The following is a 23875-nucleotide window of genomic DNA, read 5'->3' on the forward strand; positions in this document are numbered from 1 at the left end:
TAAATGAATCAGGGGCTTGCTTTGCTTGTATCTTTGAGCAAAAATTAATTTATATTATAGCTAACTTTCTCATATCATCTGGCAAATCCACTTTAATCATGACCTCTTCATTACAGAATGGATGAATGAATCTAACAGTCTCGCTATGGAGAGCTTGGCGTTTAATTATGTCTCGACTGCCACCATACAGGTCGTCTCCAATTAATGGATGACCAATGGAGGCCATATGCACTCTGATCTGATGTGTTCTTCCAGTTTCAAGCCTAAGTCTGACGGCTGAAATATGATGATCCGAAAGATAATTTATTTTTTCAAAGTGAGTGATGGACGGCTGTCCATCTTCTCTTACGATACGTTCAATAATACTGTCTGGATTTCTTCCGATCGGACTGGTTATCGTCCCAAGATCTTGCTCCAATTCTCCGTGAACGAGTGCAATGTATTCACGTTGGATTGTTTTCTCTCTTTGCTGCTTGGACATCAATGAATGAGCAAACCGGTGTTTAGCAACAAGGACGATGCCTGATGTATCTTTGTCCAGTCTGTTAACAGCATGAAAAGTTCCTGGAATATCATGTTGCTGATAATAAAACAAAACGCCTGCTGCAAGCGATCCTCTCGGCTGATATAGTGATGGAATAGTAGGCATTCCAGGCGGTTTATTTACTGCCAGAAAATGCTCATCTTCATAAACGATATCGAGTGTAATATTTTCAGCTTCCATAGATTCACTTTGTTTCTCGGGTGGAAAGTGAACTTTTACAACATCCCCTTTTGATAGAGGAGTTCTTACCGTTACTTCTTTTTCATTCACAAAAAGAGCGCCGCCGTGAAACTTAATATCGGTCAGCGCTGCTTTAGATATTTGTTTAGTCTTCAAAAACTCTCTTAATAAGACAGATTCCTCAGCTTCAGTTACAACCCATGAAATTTCAAAGAAGTTTTTCATGTTATTCACTGACAAACGATTCTTTGACCCTCTTCCAAAATGGAAACGGGCGGAATCGAGCAAATCTTATTTTTTCTTCAGCAACCCGATATTGAATCGACTTTACTTTTTTCTGCACTAAAAATAAATGGTCAATCGTAATATGAAAATCAACATCGTTTACCGGCTTCAAAATACATGTATGGTGTTGAGGCAGTACTAGCGGCGAACCTATCGTACGAAACACGCGGTTGTTGATCGATGCCATCTCTGACAGCTGGATTGACGCAAGAGAAGGATGGATAATTGCACCCCCAAGAGCTTTATTGTAAGCCGTACTCCCAGAAGGTGTAGAAATACATAAGCCGTCACCACGGAAGGTTTCAAACTTTTCACCCTTGATCTCAACGTCCATAACGAGTGAACCTTCAACACTTTTGACTGTACATTCGTTGACCGCCAAATATCTTTTTTCATCAATTCCATCAATGTACCGAACGGTCACTTCCAATAGAGGATATTCCACAATTTGAAAAGGTGTTTTTGCAATATGTATGACGAGCTTCTCTACCTCTTCAGGCAGCCAATCTGCAAAAAATCCAAGGTGTCCAGTATGAACACCAACAAACGCTGTTTTATCAATGCGGTGTACATAATGATGGAAAGCATGAAGCAATGTTCCATCACCGCCGACTGTAATAACGATTTCAGGTTCCTTTTCTTCATAAACTAATTCGAATTCTTCTAAATACGAACGGATTTTTTCGGTTAAGATATTCGATTTGTTATCGCCTTTTGAAATGATGGCAAACTTCATTCTCTCTCATCCTTTATGATCCTAGATTGGTTTCACTGGATTTATCGTTGCGTTCCAAGAACACTAACTGCGCTTCTTGGATCTCACCTTTGATCTGAGACATCTCCTCATCGAGACGATTGGCCGCTTCTGCTGCTCTTTGCAGGCGTTGACGGATATCTTCCGGAATCTGTCCTTGATACTTATAATTCATTGAGTGTTCGATCGTCGCCCAGAAATTCATCGCAAGTGTTCTTACTTGAACTTCCACTAATATCTTTTTCTCCCCGTCTAATACTTGGACAGGATACTCAATAACGAGATGGTAAGATCTGTAGCCGCTTGGCTTTTTGTGTGTAATATAATCTCTCTCTTCTACAATCTTGAAATCGTTACGCTGTCTGAGCAGATTGATAACAGTCGTAATATCATCAGTAAATTGACACATGATTCTTAAACCAGCTAAATCCTGTATCTCCTGCTCCAAACTTTTATCTGGAATATTTTTTTGATACGCTTTGTTAACAATCGATTTAACGGGCTTCACTCTTCCTGTTACAAATTCAATAGGACAATGCTGGTTTGATCTTTCAAATTGTTCGCGGATCCCGCGAAACTTAATTTTCAGTTCATCAACAGCTTGCTTATACGGAATTAATAGAGCTTCCCAATCCATACTCATTGAGCTTTTTCCTCTGTACCAAATATCTTAATCACTTCTTCTTCCATTTGCTGACCATAGTTTGCGTTACCTTGAATATTATCAGTCAAATAATCCATTTCGCTAGAGAAAGCAGTTAGTTCAAGCTCTTCTCCTTTTCCGTTGCGAACCACGACAACAGCTTTTTCCAACAATGCTTTTTTTACATTTACCCAATGGCTGCTCCCTATTGAGATATGGATAAAACCTTCTTTGTTCTCGAGTACATAAATAAATGCTAATCCATCAGAGTCTACAAGCATTCTTTCACTGTCTTTCCAATCGGAAAGCTGCTGGCTCACTTCATCTGATACATTTAAATTTAGTTTGTTTTGCTCCCATGCAGTTGACTGCACATTCATTCGTAGTGGCATCATCATAAAAACCTCCTGTTTCTTCACTAATAGTGTAACACAAAATAGAAATTATTAAGAAATTGAGAAGCGGGTTTTGCTATGAGATAATGTGTTTAACTTAATTTTGCACCAGGAGGAATCGAACAGTGTCACAAGAAATAGAGATTGAGTTTAAAAACTTATTAACATATGAAGAATTTCTGCAGCTCATAAGTGAATTGGAGGTCCAAAAACCAGATTTTAATAATCAGACGAACTATTATTTTGATACAGAAGATTTTCAATTAAAGAATCATAAGAGCGCGTTAAGAATTCGTTTTAAAAAGAATACATACACACTTACTTTAAAACAGCAGTTTAAAGAACACATACTTGAAACCCATCAGACTATAGATAATGGTATTTTCCCCAAAGTTCTTAGAGGAATGCCGCTGCCGGAAGGAGAAGTGACAGAAGTTCTCCGCAAGCTGAAAATTGATACTGCTGAAATAAAATTTTTAGGAGAATTAACAACGAACAGGGTCGAAATTCCTTACCAAGTGGGTTTACTCGTTCTAGATGAAAATCATTATTTAGGTAAAATCGACTATGAATTAGAATACGAATCTGCCGATTATAAGAAAGGACAGCAAATATTTCTCGAGCTGTTAAAATCAAAAAACATCCCAGTACGTGAAACAAAAAGCAAGATTCATCGGTTCTTTACAGAAAAGTCTTCATTAAAATAACCATTTTGGAATCATATATTATCTATGTGGTCCTTATTAGTATTCCTATTAGGAGGAAACCTCTTGAATATCCAGTCTTTTAAAGCACTTATGGAAATCCAAGCTCTGCAGCAGCTCAATATAAATTCTGTTTCATCCGATAACAATGGGTCAGGTTCCAGCCCCTTTGCCGCACTGCTGAATGAAGCTTATTCGAAAGATGGCGTAAGCTCTGCCACTGCACTAAACATGGATCAATTTGCACTAATGAGCAGTCCAGTACCTGTGGTATTCCCTCTTGCTTCTGATCTATCAAATAGAAGTACAGTGGATCCTGTTTTACAAGCATCGGGTAAAATGAACATACCTTCAAAAAGTCTTGATGATTTGATTGAACGCACTGCCGAGAAATATGGTGTGAACGCAAATTTAATCCGGTCTGTCATTAAACATGAGTCGAATTTTAAAAGTACAGCCCAAAGCCATGCAGGTGCACAAGGACTTATGCAATTAATGCCTTCCACTGCTAAAAGTCTTGGCGTCACCAATTCCTTTGATCCTGTTCAAAACGTTGAAGCTGGGACTAAGTATTTAAAGATGATGCTTGAAAAATATAATGGCAGCGAACAGCTCGCACTTGCAGCTTATAACGCAGGACCAGGAAACGTGGATAAATATAATGGCATCCCACCTTTTAAAGAAACCATTGCTTATGTAAAAAAGGTTATGAATACATATAAGACGTTCGCTTAACCCTCCATTATGGAGGGTTTTCTTTTTCTTTAAGACTACCTTTAAGAATGCTAGTTTTTTTACTCTTCTTCATTGACTAGGTGAATGGAGCGCAAGGTGCGTGCCTACCACATGAGAAACTTCTCGCTAGGCATGCGACGAGGAATCTCACATCTAGCATTTACTTTTAGACACAGGAGCAAGGATACTTCCTTGAAGCGGTCAGGTGAGACTCCTAACGGCGCATAGCGCATAGGAGACTCACCGAACGCCCCGCGGAAAGCGAGCCTCCTGGAGCGGAAATCACCACCCACGATCAACAAAGATTTCGACTTACATTTTCTAGCGTTAAAATTCCTAATGTTCATATTGTTTGCTTACAATTCATGAACCTTGCTACAATAAACTTACAAATTAACGCAAGGAGCTTTTGCACCATGTTTGATGAAACAAAATCACCATATTATCTTTTAGGAGAAAAGCAAGGACTCGAAAAGCTTGTAACCACTTTTTACAGTTTGGTAAGTAAAGATCCTATGCTGTCACCTCTGTTTCCAGATGATTTAACCGAAACTGCTTATAAACAGACCCGTTTTTTAAGTCAGTTCTTTGGCGGACCGCCGTTATATACAGAAGAATTCGGACATCCTATGCTTAGAGCTCGTCACATGCCGTTCCCAATCACTAATACTCATGCAAAAGCTTGGATAAACTGTATGGAGCGTGCGATGACAATTGAAAAATTGCAACCTGAACTACAAGAGTTTTTACTAAGCCGCCTAAAAATGACAGCTTATCATATGGTAAATACGAACGAAGATTCAGAAAGGGGCGAGAATGCTGACACTGTATAATTCCAATTCCTTTTATGACGATCAAGAGACCAACAAAAGTCAAGCATGTCAAAAGCCATTGGAAATCTATTCTGTCATCGATCCGTTTTGTCCAGAATGCTGGTCATTGGAACCTGTTCTTAAGAAACTGCAAGTAGAATATGGACACTATTTCAGACTTCGCAATTTTGTAAGTGGCAGTCTTGAGTCTTTAAATACCTATATACCGAAAAGAAAGGGTTAAAACGGCTGAACATATTGCTGAGAAATGGGAAAAAACAGCATCATTATCAGGAATGAGCTGTGATGGTGATGTATGGCTGGAAAACCCCATCTCATCTCCGCATAAAGCTACATTAGCTATTAAAGCAGCGGAACTACAAGGCAAACAGCAAGGGATAAAGTTTCTTAGAAAACTTAGAGAGAACCTGTTCTTAAACAAACAAAACATTGGCAACGAGGAAGTTCTATTGGAGATTGCCCGTTCTGTCGGCCTTGATGAAGAAGAATTCTTAAATGATTTATCTTCAGAAGCTGCTATTAAAGCGCTTAGATGCGATTTGAAGTTTTCTCAAGAGATGGATGTAACTCAAATCCCTACTCTCATTGTCTTCAATGACAAAACAGATGATGACGGAATTAAAATTTCCGGTTGTTATTCTTATGATGTTTATGTTGAAATCCTAAGAGAAATGTCTGGAGTAGCGATTGAACCAGCACCGCTTCCTGCCTTAGAAGAATTTCTTGCTAATTACGCTTTTGTCGCTACGAAAGAAGTTTCTGTTGTTTATCAAATCAGCTGTGAAGAAGCTGAAAAACAATTAAAGAGACTTGTTTTACAGCAAAAAGTTGAACGAGTCCCTGTAAAGTACGGAACTTTCTGGAGATATATTCAAACCCGCTGAGATCATCAGCGGGTTTTTCTCATTGCAGGAATTATATTTGACTTGTCTGGTGGATTGTTGTTTTTGTTCGTTGGAGATGAAAGTAAAAGCAAGCGAAATGTTAGAAATTACATCCTCGCGGGAATATGTGCTGAACTCGCGGGATTATTGTATATACTCGCGGGAATATCCATGAAACTCGCGGGATTAATACTAAAAGTTCAGGAAATATAGAGTTTGAACTCCATAAAAAAAAGCTTGGCGTCAGCCAAATTGCTTAATTGTGAACGAATTTGGAGTGAATCCACTCTAAATTGCTGTTTTGTTGCTCATTTCTCTAGAAACGTATGGAAAAAAATTGATCAGCTCAAAGAACGTTATTCGTTTCGGCCAAAGGTTTTGTTCTTCTTTTTTTCTTTCTGGACGTGCTTGCATATCCTCCTTAAAAACCGAATAACATGTACCAAGGAGGGAGATTGAATGTTTTTAATACTGATTATTGTTAGTTTGATTTCGTTAGCTGGGAGTTTCTATTATTTTGTACTCTCCCTATTAAATATGGCTCCCAAAATTGTGGCCGTTCCAAGTCTGTTTATCGCCATATTGATAACGATGCTGTGCTACAATTACCGTTCAAAACTTAAAAGAATTTTATAAAATTAGAAAATCCTGTCCGATATACCGGACAGGATTTTTTTAGCTGGTTAAAAAAGGTTGTTTTTGTAGAGCCTTCGTTTTATTTCTCGAACAACAACTCTTCCATCTCGTCTAAAATAGACTCAAATACTTTAAGAGCATCTTCAATTGGTTCTGGAGTCGTCATATCAACACCAGCTTTTTTCAATACTTCTATCGGATAATCTGAGCTTCCTGCTTTCAAGAATTCCAGATATCTGTCTACTGCAGGTTTTCCTTCTTCAAGGATCTGTTTGGATAAAGAAGCAGCTGCAGAGAATCCTGTAGCATATTGATATACATAGAAGTTGTAATAGAAATGAGGAATTCTTGCCCATTCTAATCCAATTTCTTTATCAATCGCAAGGTCTTCTCCAAAGTACTTCACATTAAGATCGTAATAGATCTTTGTTAGAAGTTCTGGTGTTAAAGGCTCACCTTTTGCAGCGCGAACATGGATTTCCTGTTCGAACTCAGCAAACATCGTCTGACGGAAAACAGTACCTCTAAATCCTTCTAAGTGGTGATTTAGAAGATATAGCTTTTCTTTCTTATCCGTCGTTTTTTGCAGCATGTAATGGTTTAGAAGGGCTTCATTACATGTCGATGCCACTTCTGCAACAAAGATAGAATAATCAGCATACGGATACGGCTGGTTTTCACGTGTATAGTAGCTGTGCACGGAGTGACCGATCTCATGCGTAAGTGTGAACAAGTTATTTACATTGTCTTGCCAGTTCATTAAGATGTATGGCATTGTACCATAAGCACCAGAAGAATACGCTCCACTGCGCTTTCCAGCATTCTCATGAACATCAATCCAGCGCTTTTCATAGCCTTCTTTAACGATTGTTTTATACTCTTCACCCATAGGATCCAAGCTGTCCAACACAAGCTGCTGTGCTTCCTTAAAGCTCACTTCCATCTTTGCATCTTTTACGAGTGGCGTGTACAAGTCGTACATATGGAGCTCATCAAGACCTAAAGCTTTTTTACGAAGGCGGACATAACGGTGAAGCAAGTGAAGATTATCATTAACCGTTTTTACTAAGTTATCATATACCGCTTCAGGAATATTATTGTTGTTTAGAGCTGCTTGTCGAGCTGATTCAAAATGTCGAGTTTTCGCAAAGAAATTATCGCGTTTTACCGTACCCGCAAGTGTGCTTGCAAAAGTGTTTTTATACGAATCATACGTTCCATACACCGCTTTAAACGCATCTTCTCTTACACGGCGATCAGAGCTTTCAAGAAAACGGATGTAGCGGCCATGCGTAACTTCAATATCTTCTCCATTCTCGTCTTTGATAACAGGGAACTTCAAATCAGCGTTGTTAAGCATACCAAAAGTATTGCTTGAAGTATTAGCAACCTCTCTGACATCTGCCAAAAGTGCTTCCTCTTCCTTAGAAAGCACATGAGGACGCTGACGGTTGATCTCGTCTAGTGCATGTTTATAAAGTGCAAGAGGCTCATAGCTTTGAAGGAACTGACTAAGTGCTTCTTCAGAAAGAGATAAAATTTCAGGCACTGCAAAAGAAACAGTGCTGCTTACTTGCGTGGCAAGGTTAGAAGCACGATCGTTCAATCCTTGATAGAAGGAGTCGGTAGTGTCCTGGTCATATCTCATATGAGCATATGTATAAAGCTTACCAAGCTTTTTAGTTACTTCATCTTGTTTTTGCAGATAAGTATAAAGTGTTTCGGCCGATTCCCCTAATTTACCTTGAAAGGATTTAAGCTCCGGAAGCATCTGCTTCGTTTCCTCAAATTCTTTTTCCCAAACTTCATCCGACGCGTAAATTGCTTCTAAATCCCACGTATCTTCTACGGCAACTTCATTACGCTTAGGCAATGATTTTGTTTTTGTTTGAGACATACAAACACCTCCATATAAAATTAAAGAAAATGCATAACATTCTCCTTATGTATATCTACATATTACCAGAAAATGCTTATACAAAGTCAAAAATTACGGCTTTTTCACTGAAAATTTTGTCTTGTTTGAACGCTTCATCAAGCGTTTTAGGATATGGAATGGGTCTCTTTTTTTTATAATGAATGTCATTCATTTGCTCAATAATTTGTTCAGATTCCAGAAAGTTTAAATATCCTTTTATGGCACATTGAAAACTTCCTTTTATATAAGGAAGTTTTCTTTCCAACAAGATCCGTTTTGCCATTAATCTTCTACACTCATTTTCAAGCTGATTCAGAGTAAAGGTTGAAGATAATTTATCAATAAAAAACAATAGATAGGATTGCCAAATAAAAGGTGAAGTCTCAAAGAAGTAATAGTTATAGGAAGGCATTCCTGCTAAGGGGGAAAATAAGGTTATTGACCTGTGATTAAAATACATAACTTTCTTTACATACATAATTGAAGGTGAGACATTTCTATAGGCTGTCATTCTCCATGTCTTTTTTTGATTGTTCCACAATAGGTTTCGATACTCATAACTTTTACTGTTTAATGTATCAAACATCATGGTCAAATCCAGATTTTTTGCAGAAAATGAATATCCATCTGCTAATACTTTTCTTTGTGAGATTGGTAGAATATTTCTTAGGAGAAGAAACTGCTGCTGTAAAGGACAAAAATAATTTAAATATAGCTTTCCTGTTTTGTCTCTTTTGGCAGCCGTAAGATCTGTCATCTGCAGTGAATATAAATTCTCTCTTTTCTTATTAATTCTTTTCATGCCAAAAATCCAATCAGATTCAATGCCAATTGATTGATAGCCATTAATTCTGCTAGTAAACATATCAACATTCAAGGTTGCACATTGGAATTCAATCGCTTGTTTATCTTCATCCAAGTAAATATCCGGCCTTTGGGCTATATCACGAAGATAATGTTCTAAGTATAGGTTTTTCTCTTTTCTCTTAAACCAATGGAAAAGACTCTTTTTTCCCATTAAGTGATAGTTTGTTTCCGCTTCATGCAAGCCATCACAAGCATCTTGCGACTGATGCGCGAAATGCCAAACATTTTTAGGACCGCACTTAGGAATTACTTTATTCTTACAAACGGGACATAAAAGCAATCCAGTTTTCATTATTGAGTACCATTTTTCCTTTGAAGTCTCTCCAGTCATATCAACAAATTGATTTTCATATAGAGCCACTAGCATTTTTGTCACCACTCCCCTCACATCTACATTAATAATGTGGGAAAGAAGCATAAAAAACATTTTAAGCTTTTCTAAAAATTATTCTTTAAAACATTAGAAATCGAGAATACTCTTTAAAGAAAAAAATAATAACCGATTTCAAATATTACTGAAATCGGTTATAACTTATAATTTGAAATATTTTTGTACATGTTCCAAAGCAGCCTCAGAAACAATGGTTTTGCCATATTCCTCAATTCGGTATACTGACAAATCTGAGTCATTGCCGTACTCCAGAAGCTGAGCTAATAGATCGTCTTGTTCTCTGTCAGGAGCATCCGGGTTGAATGTCACATACAGATAGTACTTGCCTTCAAAGTGAAACAGCGAATTCTCAAATGAGGAAGAATCAATGGTATGGCTGAGAAGAATAACATCTTCAAAATCTCCAAAAGAAATTAAGAAAGATAAATAATCATCTTCAGCTTCCTCCAGTTCATCGAACTCTTCTTCGTCTGTTTGAAATTGCTGATCCAGCAATTTTTCAATATTTTGATCAACAGGCAAGTCTAACTTATCATCACCTATTGGAAGTTCAATCTTTTTACCATCCTTAGACATTTGTGCACGAGTCACAATAATTTCAAGACCTTTATCCAGAGCCTGCACTTGAATCCAAAGAGGACCTTCTAATGGAAACTGTTCTTGCTGGTGGGCTTCGTCCATCATCTCCCAGAAGAGTTCTTCTCCTCTTTCGCGGTCAGCCCATATTTCTTCACGGTCGAATCCGCGATCTTCAATATCTCTGTACGTTATGAAAAATTTAATGGTGAACTCATTCACTCTTTCAATTTCCATTTCTGCTTCTCTCCCTTCTCTCCGGTTTGTTCGTGAAGGGATAAATACCCCTAGAAAAAAGCAATGCTTATTACCTTTTATTCCCCAACTAAAATTACATCAATCACAATTAAACCTCTTGTACCTTATTCTATGACAAAACAGCTAATCTGGAAATAAAAAAGGCCCGTATTTACTGCCCTTTTTTGTGCCTAGATCTATTATAAAAAAACTGCTGCTGCTTGACGGAGATGGTCAAGCTGGACTATAATTCAATGGTCTTTAAGGTTAACATATTGTACCATAACTCACTTGAAATTTCATTACATACGGGGGTTTTACTTTTGGAAACAGATTTTCTGATATCCCTTTTACAAATTATCGCGATTGATATTCTGCTTGGCGGCGATAACGCTATTGTTATAGCCCTTGCTAGCCGAAACTTACCTGAGAAACAGAGAAATAAAGCCATATTCTTGGGAACTGGACTGGCTATAGTAGTGCGTGTAGTATTAACCATTGTAGCTGTTTATTTATTAAATATTCCATTCTTATACCTAGCAGGCGGTATTTTACTTCTAATCATAGCGTACAAGCTTATTCTGGAAGAAGATGAAGAACTTGATGTAAAAGCAGGAAAAAATTTATCTGATGCTGTTAAAACTATTGTATTCGCAGATATTGCTATGGGTCTTGATAATGTTTTAGCAATAGCCGGGGCAGCACATGGAAATATTATTCTTGTCGTGATTGGTTTATTAGTATCTGTACCAATCATTATATGGGGAAGTAAAATAATATTGCACTTCATGGAACGTTTTCCTGTATTAATTTATATTGGTTCGGGCGTACTCGCTTTTACCGCAGCAGGTATGATCATTGAAGAAAAAATGCTTCACACGGTTTTTGCAGATAATACTATGCTTGAATATGGATTATATTTATTCTTAATCATCGGTGTCTTATTTGCAGGTATTTTGACGAATTCCATTAAAAGAAAAGCAAAGTAAAGAAAAATAATCCTGCCGGTAGATGCTGGCAGGATTATTTTTATGATTGTTTTGGTTGCTTTTGATAGAAGTTAATTTCCGCTCCAGGACTCGCTTTCCGCAGGGTGTGCGGTAAAACCATTCGCCGCTTTGCGTCATTGAATGGTCTCACCTGTCCCACTCATCCTGCAGGAGTCTCATCCTTGCGCTCCAATTAACTAAGCAATGAAGAAGATCTCTAAAGCAAAAACTGTACCGCACGAATAAAAGATGATTTTCATTTTTCAGTCCCGGCTAAGCGGTGAAATCAACAGTATAACTATTAACAGTGAACATAAAAAAACTTCCGCACTTTTGACAGCGGAAGTTTTTCTTTTATTCATTTACAAGACGCTGTGCTTCCATAAGCTGAAAAGTACGTACTCTTCTTGGCAAGAAACGGCGAATTTCATCTTCGTTATAGCCGACTTGCAGACGCTTTTCATCCAGGATAATAGGTCTTCTCAACAATCCAGGGTGATCAGCAATCAATTGATATAGATCTTGCAAAGGCATGGATTCAAGATTAATGTTAAGTTCCTGGAACGTTTTTGAACGAGTAGAAATAATCTCGTCAGTACCGTCCTCTGTCATTCTCAAGATTTGCTTAACTTCTTCTATTGATAAAGGTTCCGAAAAAATGTTTCTTTCTTGATAAGGAATTTCATTTTCTTTTAACCATGCTTTAGCTTTTCGGCATGATGTACAGCTCGGCGAAGTAAATAGTGTGACCATATTGGAACTCTCCTTCCCCTCTCTCTGATTTAGGTACTTTAAAAAAGTTATTAAATCATCATTCATAGTATACTACACATTTTACATTTTCGGTAGAGGTTATACAGACTTTTGTACATTTTTACGAAATTGTCATACAAATGTAATACATCTCCAGATTGTCTTACACAACTTATCCGATAATTTTTCTACATATATATAGACGTATTACCCGAAGATAAGTTTCATAAAACATAAAAAAGATTGTTTTTATAACCATTATTGATTTTGTAAGATTTGATTGGTGTAAGTAAGTTCAATTATCGCGGAAGTTGCGATGAACCCACCCTAGCAAGAAATCATTTATGTATGGGAAATGGAGTTGCTTCGACACTTTTTCTGCTCCATTTTATCTAATTGCAGCGTCTTACTTTAAATCTAACTACTAATTCTTTGTGAAAAGAACAATTGGTTTATGACCGTACAAAAATTGTAGCTGACCGTACAAAAAAGTGGAATGACCGTACAATTTTCCTTCGCCACCGTACAAAAATTTTTAATCATATACAAATATGTACGCCTAACAAAGACACTCTCCATTAAACCAGACTTTGCATGCTCTTTTGACAATACATTCTGAAATAAAAGAAGAGTGGATTTAACCACTCTTTTTAGGCAATTGTTTTATTTACTTGTGATGCAGGTCCTTTTCGCGGAATACTTGGTTTAAGATTCTTCAGGTTTTTCTTAAGCATCTCTTTCCATAATTCACGCTTTGTTTTTTTCTTCTTATCTTTTTGTTTCATAATGCCTGCTCCTCCTTTAACAAGGAAAATAGTAATAATTATTCGGAAGCGGATTCCCTTGGCGTTTCAGAAGACTCATCTTTTACCATTTCTGGCTTAGGAGCCGCTGGTTCTGTATCCAAGGTGAGCACTTCACTTGCTGGCTGATAAGACTTACCGTACAATTCACTATCTTTGTACGTGTGTATTTCATTATACGTCTTTTTCATGTTTTCATAAATAGTTTCTTCAGATTCTTCTGTAGGTGACCAGAATAAGATCTCCATCTCATTCACTTCGTTAGTCGCTAGAGACCTTCTTCTGTATCCAATGCTTGATGCGTGTTCAAATCCTTCACGTGTATAAAAGCGCAGTCGTTTCTCAGTGTCTGTATCTTCATAGTCTACCGGCTCAACTTCTAAGATAATCGGTTTACCTTTTGCTTTTAATTTCTCGATAAGCTTATGGCCCAAGCCTTGACCTCTTGCATCTTTAGAAACAAATAAGTAATCAATGAAAACAAAGTCTGGAAGTTCAACGTACATCAGTACGTGATGTTTTCCTTCATCTTTATGATAGATATCACTTTTTTCATCCAGCAGAAGTTCCATATGTTCTTTTGATTTCATTTCTTCAATCGGAAAATATTGATTTAACTTCTCATACCAATTCATTGTTTCCCCATCAGCTCCTTAAGTTTTAATTTTATATAGTTTTCCCTCTTTCTTCCTTTGTTATCATGGGATACAATAGAGAAAGAAGTACGTGGTGAACGAGTTGTAAAAAAAGGAGGCATCCTCTTTGATATCATTCTTTACCGATTTAACGTTGTTAGCTTTATGTGTGGTTGGTATTACAGCATTGATGGGAACGATTTCCCAAGTCATCGCGGTAAAATTGTTCGGCGGCAAGAAAGTATCACATTTCGTGGATAAATCGAAGTCTTTTCAGCAAAACTGGAATCCAGTTAAAAGAAGAAATTAAACGGAAACAACCTGGAACTTTCGGGTTGTTTTTTCACATTTTTTCCCCGAACTGCTTTATAATACAAGGGTAACATACATAATAGAGGTGTACAAATGCATAGAAACCTTAGAACTTTTATGAGTCAATTAAGAGAAGAAAACGAAATTATTGAGATACATGCAGAAGTCGATCCATATTTAGAGATCCCTGAGATTCACAGACGTATCATTGCAGAAGAAGGTCCTGCTCTTCTTTTTACAAATGTTAAAGGTAAAAACACACCTGTAGTGACAAATTTATTTGGAACAATAAAACGTGTAGATATGGCTTTCGGTCCAAAGCCTGAACAATTAGTTAAAGATCTTGTCTCATCTATTGATGAACTCATGCCTCCTTCCCCTTCTGTTCTATGGAAGAAAAAAGGTATGATCAAGGACGTTCTATCTTTAGGAACAAAAAAAGTTGGCAAGAATAAATCACCTATACTCGAAACATTTACGACGAACGTCAATATGAAAGATCTTCCGGCTTTGACTGGATGGCATCTTGACAGTAATCCTTTTGTTACTTTACCGCTCGTTTATACAGAGCATCCCGATAAACACGAACACAACCTTGGGATGTATCGGATTGAGATTAAAGAAGAGAATAAAACCGGAATTCACTGGCAAATTCATAAAGGCGGCGGTTTCCATCATTATGAAGCAGAGCAAAAAAATCAAGCATTGCCTGTTACGTTATTCTTAGGCGGCCCACCTTCTTTAATGATCAGTGCGATTGCTCCTCTTCCAGAAGCAGTGCCTGAGCTCATGTTTTCATCTATGCTTATGGGAGAAAAACTAAGCCTTGCACATGTTGATGGGCACCCTCATCCGTTAATCGCAGAAGCTGAATTTGCTTTTGGCGGAGTGGTCCCGCCACATGTTCGTGAACCTGAAGGACCATTTGGAGACCATTATGGATATTACTCATGGGCACATGACTTCCCTGTCTTCAACGTAGATAAAATGTGGAAGCGAAAAGATGCAATCTATCCTGCTACAGTAGTAGGAAAACCAAAGCAAGAAGATTATTTTATCGGAGAATATCTGCAGCGTTTGATGAGTCCTTTATTCCCTGTAGTCATGAATGGCGTGCGTGATTTATGGACGTATGCAGAAACTGGATTCCACGCTTTAGCAGGTGCAGTCGTTCGTGAATCCTATTATAAGGAAGGTCTGGCACATGCATTCCGTATTATGGGAGAGGGTCAGCTTACGTTAACCAAGTTTTTAATGGTAACGAACAAACCTGTTAACCTGCAAAATTTCGCTGAATTAGCTGAAGGGGTTCTAGAGAGATTCCTTCCTGAGCGCGATTTGCTAATTATACATGATACTTCCATGGATACACTAGATTATACAGGACGAAAGTTTAATACAGGCTCAAAAGCCATCATGACAGGTCTAGGGGAACCCGTTCGTCAGTTAAAAAGAAGCTATGAAGGCGGAACGATATCTGGGATTAATGATGTTGGTGTTTTCTGCGGAGGCTGTTTAACTGTGAGCGGGCCATCTTTTGATGAAGCTCCTGATTTTGCTGAACACCTGTTGTCTAATAGCCATGATTCCTTTAAGGAATGGCCACTCGTGTTTTTAGTGGACGATGCCTCCATTGCAGCAACTCAAGCAGAATTTTTATGGACAACCTTTACACGCTTTGATCCGGCATATGATGTTTATGCTAAGAGTACGATCGACCGGAACCGTATTAAGTATGAAGGAACGATTATCATTGATGCAAGAATGAAGCCATTCTATCCAGATGTTGTTGAAACTCGTCCCGATATTGATCAAAAAGTAACTGAAAGATGGAATGAATATTTCCCTAAATAAAAGAAGCGTTTTCACGCTTCTTTTTTGCATTTTAAATGTTGATATATTGTCCAAAGGGTGGTAAAGTATTTAACAATATACATTTTTTGAGGAAAGGAGAAATCGCTTATGAGAAAAATTACTTTAACGGACTTATACAAACATTCCAATGTACAAAAATACGTGAAGCGCTCAGGTATGGTACATGCCATTTCAACCGCTTACCATGCTTATCGTTTAGCAGTGAAACATGGTGTAGATCCTGATATGGCAACTAAGGCAGCTTTTCTTCATGATATCGGACACTATACATGGTACAAAAATGGCCACTGGGACTATGACATGTATAAGGAAAATGATATTCATGCTATAAAGGGCGCCGAACGTGCACACCGTATTTTAGTCTCATTGGGAGAAGACCGTAAAAAAGCAAAAGAGATTGCCTTGGCTATTTTACTTCATACAGATTCTTATCTGCCGACTGGGTCATTACATTTAAATCCACTGCAGAAAGTTGTTGCTCTTGCTGATGAAGCAGACGAAGAACCAGGCGGATCACATCACTATCGCACTGTTAGCGATATAAAAGCATTAACCATGATCAAAAAATTAGATGAAATGGTAGATGAGTATAATGAAGAAGAAAAAGTAAAACACTCTGTTTCCTAAGAAGGAAAAGAGTGTTTTTGCCATTTTACATATTAATAAGCTACAAAACCAATAGCTTTTTCACTGGAATACGTTCCAATTGTACTTCCAAATCGGGTATAGATTACTTTTGGGAAACTCTCTAATTCAAATAACTCATTAAATTCTTTTTTAACTTCTTCTGTAGAAGAAAAGCTATGAATTAAATAAAGTGTTTTCTCAGGGTTTTCCGATTTCCAAATTAAAATGATTTCTTTCATTTTCGTTAAACCTTTTTTGCTTCCACGGAACTTGCCTATTGTTTCAACGACTCCATCAATAATAGAAATCATTGGTTTAATATTCAGCATGCCAGCAATCGCACCTTGAACAGCAGAAATTCTTCCGCCTTTTTTTAGGTTCTCCAGTGTTTCAAGAAGTACATATGCTTTAATACCTGCTTTTGTTTTTTCAAGTTGACTAACAATTTCATTTAAGGAAACATCATTTTTTGACATCTCGATTGCTTCATTCAATAAGATCTGTACACCGCCAGAAGCAATCCCAGAGTCGATAATCGTTACTCTTTGTTGTTCCTCTTCCGAAAGCATGCTTTTGCCAATTGTTGCACTTTGAACAGTACCGCTTAAATTTGAAGAAATACCGATATATAAAACTTCATTTCCTTTGTTTAACTCTTTTTGAAATGCCTCAAAGAATGATTGTGGTGATGGCTGGCTTGTTTTAGGCAGCTCCGGTTCACTTGACATTCTTCTATAGAATTCATCTTCTGTTATATTAACTCCATCTAAATAGTGATCTTCTCCAAACTGTACATTTAGAGGGACAATCGTTAATGGAATCTCCGTTATTTCAGAATTTATTTTTAAATCACTAGCGCTATCAACGATAAAACTTAGTTCCATGAATTTACCCCTTTTCTGCTTCTCAATCAATAGTAGGGATGTGTAACGATAATATTGTATACGCTTTACACACTCAATTTAGTTTAACATAAAAAACGATCTCCTGAAATGACGGAGACCGCTTTAAATGTGTTAATTGTTTTGTTTTACAGCTTCTTCATCATATAGATGACAAGCTACCCAGTGTCCTTCTCTTGCTTCCTGCCATTTTGGCTTAACAGCTGCACATACATCCATTGCATGTGGGCAGCGTGTACGGAATCGGCATCCGCTTGGAGGATTGATCGGGCTAGGAACGTCACCTTCAAGGATGATTCGTTCACGGCTTCTTTCTAATTCAGGATCCGGAACAGGAATCGCTGATAAAAGAGCTTGTGTATAAGGATGCAGAGGCTCTTCATATAGCTCATCACTTGTTGTAAGTTCTACGATATTTCCTAAATACATTACACCTACACGATCAGAAATATGTTTAACCATGGATAGATCATGGGCAATAAATAGATAAGTAAGTCCGCGTTCCTTTTGTAGTTCCATCATTAGGTTTACAACCTGTGCTTGAATGGAAACGTCAAGTGCTGAGATAGGCTCATCGGCAATGATGAAGTCTGGATCTACTGCAAGTGCACGAGCGATTCCGATACGCTGACGCTGACCGCCTGAGAACTCATGCGGATAACGGTTAGCGTGCTCTCTGTTCAAACCTACTGTTTCAAGAAGTTCGTAAACACGGTTGTCACGATCCTTCTTTGTTTTTGCCAAGCCGTGGATATCGATGCCTTCAGCAATGATATCTTTGACTGTCATTCTAGGATTCAATGATGCATATGGATCTTGGAAGATCATCTGCATTTTTCTATTGAACTTCTTTAATTCTGAACGGGATTTTCTTCCATGAACGTCTTCACCTTCATAGGTTACTTCTCCATCCGTTGCATCATATAGTCTGATGATTGTACGTCCTGTAGTAGATTTCCCGCATCCGGACTCTCCTACTAGACCAAGTGTTTCACCTTTATAAATATCAAATGATACATCATCTACTGCTTGTAAAACGCCCTTTTTTCCAGCTGGGAAATACTTTTTAAGATTTTTAACTTCTAGTAACTTTTCTCTCTCTACAACTGCCATTATCGAGCACCCCCAACTACTGCCGCTTCAGGCGGTTCAACTTTTGGTGCTCGCTCATCTAACAACCAGCAAGCAGCTTTGTGCGATGAAGAAACGTTAGTAGCCTCTGGCATATGTTCCAAACATACTTCCATCGCATATGGACAACGCGCTGCAAACGGACATCCTTTCGGAGGATTCATTAAATCAGGCGGTGTTCCTGGTATAGCTAATAATTCTTTTGAATCTGAATTCAATTTTGGCATGGAAGCTAACAGCCCCCATGTATATGGATGTTTCGGCTTGTAAAAGATTTCATCAACAGTACCAGTCTCAACGATCATACCACCGTACATTACGGCTACACGCTGAGCAAGGTTAGCAACTACTCCTAAATCATGCGTGATAAGGATGATTGCAGTTCCTGTCTTATCTTGAAGGTCTCGCATCAAGTCTAAGATCTGAGCTTGAATCGTTACATCAAGTGCTGTTGTCGGTTCATCCGCGATCAATACTTTAGGGTTACACGCTAGTGCAATCGCGATAACAACACGCTGGCGCATTCCGCCTGAAAATTGGTGAGGATATTCATCCACACGGAGTTCAGGATTTGGAATACCTACAAGCTTTAATAGATTAATCGAACGCTCTTTTGCTTCGCTTTTGCTCATGTTCTGATGCTTACGCAATCCTTCCATGATCTGCTTCCCGATTGTCATCGTTGGATTCAATGATGTCATCGGATCTTGGAAGATCATAGAGATTTCAGCACCGCGAATTTTTTCCATCTCACGCTCAGTTGCTTTCGCAAGGTCTTTGCCTTGGAAGCGAATTGCACCTTCTTTAATTGAACCAATTTTATTCGGTAAAAGTCTCATTACTGCTTTTGAAGTAACTGATTTACCAGAACCGGATTCACCTACGATTGCAAGTGATTCCCCTTTATCTAAAGATAGGCTTACACCTCGAACTGCTTTAACTTCTCCCCCATACGTCTGGAAGGAGACATGAAGGTTATCTAGTTCTAAAAGTTTTTCCATTTATAAAATCTCCTTCCTGTACTATTTTCTCATTTTCGGATCAAGTGCATCACGCAACCCGTCTCCTAGCAGGTTAAAGCTGATCATCAAGATACACATGATGGATGCAGGATAGATCGCTAAGTGAGGATAGATACGCAAAGATCTAAATCCATCTGCAATCAAAGCACCTAGCGAAGCAGTCGGCGGCTGTATACCTAAACCGATAAAGCTAAGAAACGCTTCGAAGAAAATAGCACCTGGAATTGTAAATGTACTTGTTACAATGATTGCACCAAGTGTATTTGGCAATAAGTGTTTTGTAATTAAACGGCCGTTTGTTGAACCTAATGTTTTTGATGCTAATACAAATTCACGGTTTTTTAATGAAAGAATCTGCGCACGTACGATACGCGACATTCCTATCCAGCCGGTTATAACGAGAGCTAGTGTGATTGAGAGTATCCCTGGATCAAGTATGATAATAAACAAAATAATTACAACCAGATTCGGAATACCTACTAATACTTCTACTACACGCTGCATCACGTCATCTACTCTTCCACCATAAAAGGCAGAAACTCCACCGTAAGCAACACCTACGATTAAATCGATTGTTGCTGCTAAAAATGCGATATAAAGAGAAATTTGTGTACCTTTCCAAACACGTACCCATTGGTCACGACCAAGCGGGTCAGTACCAAACCAAAATTTATCTTCAGCTGGTACATTCTTCATTTCATACTGATCTACGCCGCGAATATCTACTCCGTCTACCCCAAGGAATCCAATCTTCTCTAATCCAGGAATTTTAGGAGGTAAGTTTGCACGCATTAGTTCTTGATCGTCCATGCCATACTTACTTAACGATGGTGCAATAAGTGAAAACACAATAATGAATACGATTGCAAAAAGTCCAAGCATCGCTGCTCTATTCTTTTTTAATCGTCTAAAAGCATCCTGCCAAAAACTTAAGCTTGGCTTCGTAATTTCTTCGCCTTTACCTGTACCTAAATTTGCAGGGCGAAATAAATCAGGTGTTAGTTTTCGTTCTGACATGCTCATTATGATTTACCTCCCGCAACACGAATACGAGGATCGATGATTCCATAAAGGATATCGACAACTAAGATGATTACAATAATTAAGAAACTATAGAACAAAGTAGTTCCCATAATAACTGGATAGTCATTTAGGTTGATACTTTTTACGAACTGTTCACCAATACCAGGTATTGCAAAAATATTTTCAATTACAAGTGACCCAGTAATCAGACCGATTGCCATAGGTCCAAGAATTGTAATGATTGGAATCATACTGTTTCGTACACAGTGCTTAATAATAACTGCTTGTTTGCTGATCCCTTTAGATCGAGCCATTAAAATATAATCTGTCCCTAAAATTTCAAGCATTTCTGTACGCATAAAACGTGCCACTGTAGCAATTACTCCTACGGATAGAGAGAATGCTGGCATGATGTGATACTCAGGACCATTCCAGAATGCTACTGGTAGCCATCCAAGCTTAACCCCAACGTAGTATTGCAAAAGTCCTGCAAATACGAAGGACGGTATTGCTATTCCAAATACAGCCATGACCATAGCCCCGTAATCAATAAACGAGTTATGCTTTAATGCTGCTGCGATCCCTAATATCAAGCCAACTAATGTTCCGAACACCAGTGCTTCAAACCCGACTGTTGCAGATGGGCCCATACCGTTTGCAATCATAGAATTAACGGTACGTCCATCAAACTGGAACGTATATCCTAAATCACCCTGTGCCAATTTCCCTAAATAATTAATGTATTGAACAGGCACCGGGTCATTTAACCCGTATTTTTCGTTAAGTGCATAGCGCTGGGACTCAGTTAACTTCTCTTGGTTGTTAAAAGGAGAACCAGGTAATAATTTCATTAAAAAGAATGTAATCGTTGCAATGATCAGCAGTGTTAAAAACATCGCAAACACTCGCTTAGTTATATAGCGCAACATTACAAACACCTCCCCCAAATGTTTCAAACTTAATGTTCTGAAATCTTTCTGTAATATCTATCTTAAGGGACAAAATATTTTATATCAATAGAAAATATTTTTTTTTCGACATTTTCTGATTTCTTTCTTAATCACACAATATATCCCATCATTGTTTACAAGCAAAAAAGAGAGTACATGTCAGGAACACATGTACTCTCCTGAGAAAAACTATTTACTATTTTTCAATAGAGCTTATTGTTTTCCTTCAATGTAAGCCCACTTGTAAGAAACATCAGCTCCGAATAAGTGATGAGCCAAGTCTTTTACGTATGGCTTTTGAAGGCCAGTTACACCACGTTGGTATAGTGGAGAGATTGCTTGGTCTTCGAAAAGAACTTTCTCAGCTTCAAGCATCATTTCCCAACGCTTCTCTTGATCCATTTCTTTCTTAGCATCGTTGATTAACTTGTCATAATCTGGGTTAGAGTATCCCATTTGGTTATGAGCTCCATCAGTTACGAACATATCTAGGAACGTCATTGGATCTTGGTAGTCAGGACCCCAACCAGCATAAGAGAAGTCATACTCACCTTTAGATTCTAGCTCTAGCTTTTGCTTAAATGGTTGTGCTTTAATAGAAACTTTGATTCCAGGAAGGTTCTTTTCAAGTTGGTTCTTGAAGAACTCACCCATCTTCTTAGCGCCATCAGAATCGTAGTTCAATAGCTCAAGTTCTACAGTTTCTTTGCCAAGTTCTTTTAGACCAGCAGCCCAAAGTTCTTTAGCTTTTTCTAAATCATAGCCACCGAAGTTGCCGTTTGTTTTACGGAAGTCTTCTCCGTCTGGACCTGGAGTGAACTCACCAGGAACTAGGTAGTAAGCAGGTGTAGATCCGTTGTTAAGAAGTACATCTACCATTGATTGCTTGTCATAAGCCATGTCGATCGCTTTACGGATGTTTGCGTTCTTAAGAGCATCAGAATTCTTAGAGTTTTGGTTTAAACGCAAGAAGAATACTGTAGCTTCTCCGCGAGTGTAAAGATCTTCGTGATCTTTGTATTGGTCAACATATTCCATGCTTAGACCAGTGATATCTGTTTGACCAGTTTCATATAGGTTTACGCTTGTAGCAACGTCTTTAACGATTTTAACGTTAATTTCGTCTAACTTAACTGCGTCTTTATCCCAATAGTTATCGTTTTTCTTGTACTGCCATCCTTCGTTGTGTTTCCACTCGTTAAGTACGAAAGGACCGTTGTATAATAGAGTGTTAGCTTCTAAAGCGTACTTGTCGCCTTGTGCTTTAACAAACTCTTCTTTTTGCGGATAGAATGTTGCGAACCCAGTTAGTCCTAAGAAATAAGGAGCTGGAGCTTCAAGAGTTACTTCAAGAGTTGATTCATCAACAGCTTTAACACCTAGCTCTTCTACTTTACCGAATAATGGGTCACCATCAGTTTGGATCGCGTTAGCGTTCTTTACAGGTCCCATAATGTAAGCATACTCAGAAAGAGTATCTGGGTGTAGAGCTTTTCTCCAAGAGTAAACGAAATCGTTAGCAGTTACTTTAGATCCGTCACTCCATTTAGCTTCAGGGTTCAATGTGAAAGTATAAACTGTACCATCTTCATTTGTTTTGTGCTCAAGAGCAACACCTGGAGTTGGTTTGTTGTCTTTATCAAGACGATATAAACCTTCCATTACGTTGTTCATTACTTCGAATGAAACTGAATCTGTTGCTTGTGAAGAGTCCATTGAAGGAATTTCTTCTCCATCAAGGATGTTAAGTACTTGCGGCTCAGCTGGCTTTTCAGTCTTGTCGCCTTCGTTGCCGCCTTTCTTTTCGCCAGTCTCTTTCTTTTCTCCGCCACTACAAGCAGCTAAGAACATGCTAAGAACAAGAACTAGCGTAAGAAGCAATGACCATTTTGACTTCTTCATGAGTCGACCTCCCCTTTTTATCCTGTTAATTTGTTAGCAGACGAAAGTCTCAAGAATTATCAGACATTTCATCTACAAGTTCGATTATACAAGTTTTCAAACAATTGTGGAATTATTTTTTTTAAGAGTTTTACAAAAAGCCCATGATATTTACTTTTCCTTAACAAAAAATAGGCACAAAGACCCATAATGTGTGAGAGTGTATTTTCTGATTATTCTACAAATTTTACCAAAATTATATGTAAACTAGCATGAATATTACATTCTCGATTTCCTATGCAGATAGACAAACCCTAGTTTTGAATTATAATTCGTCAATTTTATATTTCATTTGTTACAATGGGAGTATAGTCTGACGGCATATTTTGA

Annotated in this window: 25 protein-coding genes and 1 pseudogene; 9 read left to right on the forward strand and 17 right to left on the reverse strand. The window is 38.0% G+C overall.

Annotated features, from left to right (window positions below; genetic code table 11):
* Window positions 1-49: 49 nt before the first annotated feature.
* Genes UN64_RS08455 through UN64_RS08470 form a run of 4 tightly spaced genes read right to left on the reverse strand, consistent with a single transcriptional unit; the run spans window position 50 to window position 2804 of the window.
* On the reverse strand, window positions 50-958 hold the full coding sequence (locus UN64_RS08455; protein WP_306460368.1) for an RluA family pseudouridine synthase: 909 nt from the start codon (window positions 956-958) through the stop codon (window positions 50-52).
* The gene (locus UN64_RS08460) at window positions 951-1745 is read right to left on the reverse strand and encodes an NAD kinase (RefSeq protein ID WP_077361669.1); all 795 of its coding nucleotides are present in this window, start codon (window positions 1743-1745) and stop codon (window positions 951-953) included. The genes UN64_RS08455 and UN64_RS08460 overlap by 8 nt, the downstream gene beginning before the upstream one ends.
* A 13-nt stretch (window positions 1746-1758) precedes the next feature.
* The gene (gene yjbM / locus UN64_RS08465; RefSeq protein ID WP_425590099.1) at window positions 1759-2406 is read right to left on the reverse strand and encodes a GTP diphosphokinase; all 648 of its coding nucleotides are present in this window, start codon (window positions 2404-2406) and stop codon (window positions 1759-1761) included.
* Window positions 2403-2804 carry a UPF0738 family protein gene (locus UN64_RS08470; RefSeq protein WP_171978835.1) on the reverse strand — a complete coding sequence of 134 codons (402 nt, stop codon included), beginning with the start codon at window positions 2802-2804 and terminating at the stop codon, window positions 2403-2405. The genes yjbM and UN64_RS08470 overlap by 4 nt, the downstream gene beginning before the upstream one ends.
* Before the next feature lie 122 nt (window positions 2805-2926).
* Between UN64_RS08470 and UN64_RS08475 the strand changes: the two genes are divergently transcribed.
* The 4 genes and pseudogenes from UN64_RS08475 (at window position 2927) to UN64_RS08490 (ending at window position 5957) form a co-directional block, all read left to right on the forward strand.
* The gene (locus tag UN64_RS08475) at window positions 2927-3508 is read left to right on the forward strand and encodes a CYTH domain-containing protein (RefSeq protein WP_077361673.1); all 582 of its coding nucleotides are present in this window, start codon (window positions 2927-2929) and stop codon (window positions 3506-3508) included.
* 63 nt (window positions 3509-3571) lie between these two features.
* Complete coding sequence (locus tag UN64_RS08480; protein WP_077361675.1) at window positions 3572-4240, forward strand: lytic transglycosylase domain-containing protein; 669 nt, start codon at window positions 3572-3574, stop codon at window positions 4238-4240.
* Window positions 4241-4656: 416 nt separating this feature from the next.
* Complete coding sequence (locus UN64_RS08485) at window positions 4657-5073, forward strand: globin domain-containing protein (protein ID WP_077361677.1); 417 nt, start codon at window positions 4657-4659, stop codon at window positions 5071-5073.
* A pseudogene (locus UN64_RS08490) lies at window positions 5057-5957 on the forward strand (ClpXP adapter SpxH family protein). The gene UN64_RS08485 and the pseudogene UN64_RS08490 overlap by 17 nt, the downstream one beginning before the upstream one ends.
* A gap of 288 nt (window positions 5958-6245) precedes the next feature.
* On the opposite strand, the gene UN64_RS21360 reads toward UN64_RS08490, so the two are convergent.
* Window positions 6246-6371: a hypothetical protein gene (locus tag UN64_RS21360; RefSeq protein WP_281249400.1), complete on the reverse strand. Its 126-nt coding sequence runs from the start codon at window positions 6369-6371 to the stop codon at window positions 6246-6248.
* Between the two features lie 45 nt (window positions 6372-6416).
* Between UN64_RS21360 and UN64_RS20835 the strand changes: the two genes are divergently transcribed.
* The gene (locus tag UN64_RS20835; protein WP_171978836.1) at window positions 6417-6593 is read left to right on the forward strand and encodes a hypothetical protein; all 177 of its coding nucleotides are present in this window, start codon (window positions 6417-6419) and stop codon (window positions 6591-6593) included.
* Window positions 6594-6672: 79 nt separating this feature from the next.
* On the opposite strand, the gene pepF is transcribed toward UN64_RS20835, so the two are convergent.
* From pepF to mecA, 3 genes are all read right to left on the reverse strand, one after another.
* A complete protein-coding gene (pepF, locus tag UN64_RS08495; protein ID WP_077361679.1) occupies window positions 6673-8490 on the reverse strand; it encodes an oligoendopeptidase F in 1818 nt (605 codons plus the stop codon).
* A 76-nt stretch (window positions 8491-8566) separates the two neighbouring features.
* Window positions 8567-9745: a competence protein CoiA gene (locus UN64_RS08500; protein WP_245802030.1), complete on the reverse strand. Its 1179-nt coding sequence runs from the start codon at window positions 9743-9745 to the stop codon at window positions 8567-8569.
* A 165-nt stretch (window positions 9746-9910) separates the two neighbouring features.
* Window positions 9911-10582 (reverse strand): adaptor protein MecA, encoded by a 672-nt coding sequence (gene mecA / locus UN64_RS08505; protein ID WP_077361683.1) that lies wholly within the window; start codon window positions 10580-10582, stop codon window positions 9911-9913.
* Window positions 10583-10905: 323 nt separating this feature from the next.
* On the opposite strand from mecA, the gene UN64_RS08510 reads away from it, so the two are divergent.
* Entirely contained in the window at window positions 10906-11571 is a 666-nt protein-coding gene (locus UN64_RS08510) for a TerC family protein (RefSeq protein ID WP_066288821.1), read from the forward strand.
* Between the two features lie 354 nt (window positions 11572-11925).
* Here the strand turns inward: UN64_RS08510 and spxA are convergent, their stop codons facing one another.
* From spxA to UN64_RS08520, 3 genes are all read right to left on the reverse strand, one after another.
* Window positions 11926-12324 (reverse strand): transcriptional regulator SpxA, encoded by a 399-nt coding sequence (gene spxA, locus UN64_RS08515; protein ID WP_066288819.1) that lies wholly within the window; start codon window positions 12322-12324, stop codon window positions 11926-11928.
* 650 nt (window positions 12325-12974) lie between these two features.
* Window positions 12975-13109, reverse strand: coding sequence for a hypothetical protein (locus tag UN64_RS21365; RefSeq protein ID WP_281249401.1), 135 nt, complete (start codon window positions 13107-13109; stop codon window positions 12975-12977).
* A gap of 38 nt (window positions 13110-13147) precedes the next feature.
* On the reverse strand, window positions 13148-13762 hold the full coding sequence (locus UN64_RS08520; protein ID WP_077361685.1) for a GNAT family N-acetyltransferase: 615 nt from the start codon (window positions 13760-13762) through the stop codon (window positions 13148-13150).
* Window positions 13763-13889: 127 nt separating this feature from the next.
* Here UN64_RS08520 and UN64_RS08525 point away from each other — a divergent pair, with 127 nt between their 5' ends.
* From UN64_RS08525 to UN64_RS08535, 3 genes are all read left to right on the forward strand, one after another.
* On the forward strand, window positions 13890-14072 hold the full coding sequence (locus tag UN64_RS08525; protein WP_077361687.1) for a hypothetical protein: 183 nt from the start codon (window positions 13890-13892) through the stop codon (window positions 14070-14072).
* A 95-nt stretch (window positions 14073-14167) separates the two neighbouring features.
* A complete protein-coding gene (locus UN64_RS08530; protein WP_077361689.1) occupies window positions 14168-15928 on the forward strand; it encodes a UbiD family decarboxylase in 1761 nt (586 codons plus the stop codon).
* 108 nt (window positions 15929-16036) lie between these two features.
* Window positions 16037-16576 (forward strand): HD domain-containing protein, encoded by a 540-nt coding sequence (locus UN64_RS08535; protein ID WP_077361691.1) that lies wholly within the window; start codon window positions 16037-16039, stop codon window positions 16574-16576.
* A gap of 32 nt (window positions 16577-16608) precedes the next feature.
* On the opposite strand, the gene UN64_RS08540 is transcribed toward UN64_RS08535, so the two are convergent.
* The 6 genes from UN64_RS08540 to UN64_RS08565 form a co-directional block, all read right to left on the reverse strand.
* Entirely contained in the window at window positions 16609-17460 is an 852-nt protein-coding gene (locus UN64_RS08540) for a DegV family protein (RefSeq protein WP_077361693.1), read from the reverse strand.
* Window positions 17461-17592: 132 nt separating this feature from the next.
* Window positions 17593-18591: an ABC transporter ATP-binding protein gene (locus UN64_RS08545; protein WP_077361695.1), complete on the reverse strand. Its 999-nt coding sequence runs from the start codon at window positions 18589-18591 to the stop codon at window positions 17593-17595.
* Window positions 18591-19610: an ABC transporter ATP-binding protein gene (locus UN64_RS08550; protein ID WP_077361697.1), complete on the reverse strand. Its 1020-nt coding sequence runs from the start codon at window positions 19608-19610 to the stop codon at window positions 18591-18593. The genes UN64_RS08545 and UN64_RS08550 overlap by 1 nt, the downstream gene beginning before the upstream one ends.
* A 21-nt stretch (window positions 19611-19631) precedes the next feature.
* Complete coding sequence (gene opp3C / locus UN64_RS08555) at window positions 19632-20654, reverse strand: oligopeptide ABC transporter permease (RefSeq protein WP_077361699.1); 1023 nt, start codon at window positions 20652-20654, stop codon at window positions 19632-19634.
* On the reverse strand, window positions 20654-21583 hold the full coding sequence (gene opp3b, locus UN64_RS08560; protein ID WP_077361701.1) for an oligopeptide ABC transporter permease: 930 nt from the start codon (window positions 21581-21583) through the stop codon (window positions 20654-20656). Before opp3b ends, opp3C begins: the two co-directional genes overlap by 1 nt.
* A 234-nt stretch (window positions 21584-21817) precedes the next feature.
* Complete coding sequence (locus UN64_RS08565; RefSeq protein WP_077361703.1) at window positions 21818-23506, reverse strand: peptide ABC transporter substrate-binding protein; 1689 nt, start codon at window positions 23504-23506, stop codon at window positions 21818-21820.
* Window positions 23507-23875 lie beyond the last annotated feature (369 nt).

It is taken from the genome of Fictibacillus arsenicus (assembly GCF_001999465.1).
GTDB classification, from domain to species: Bacteria; Bacillota; Bacilli; order Bacillales; family Fictibacillaceae; genus Fictibacillus; species Fictibacillus arsenicus.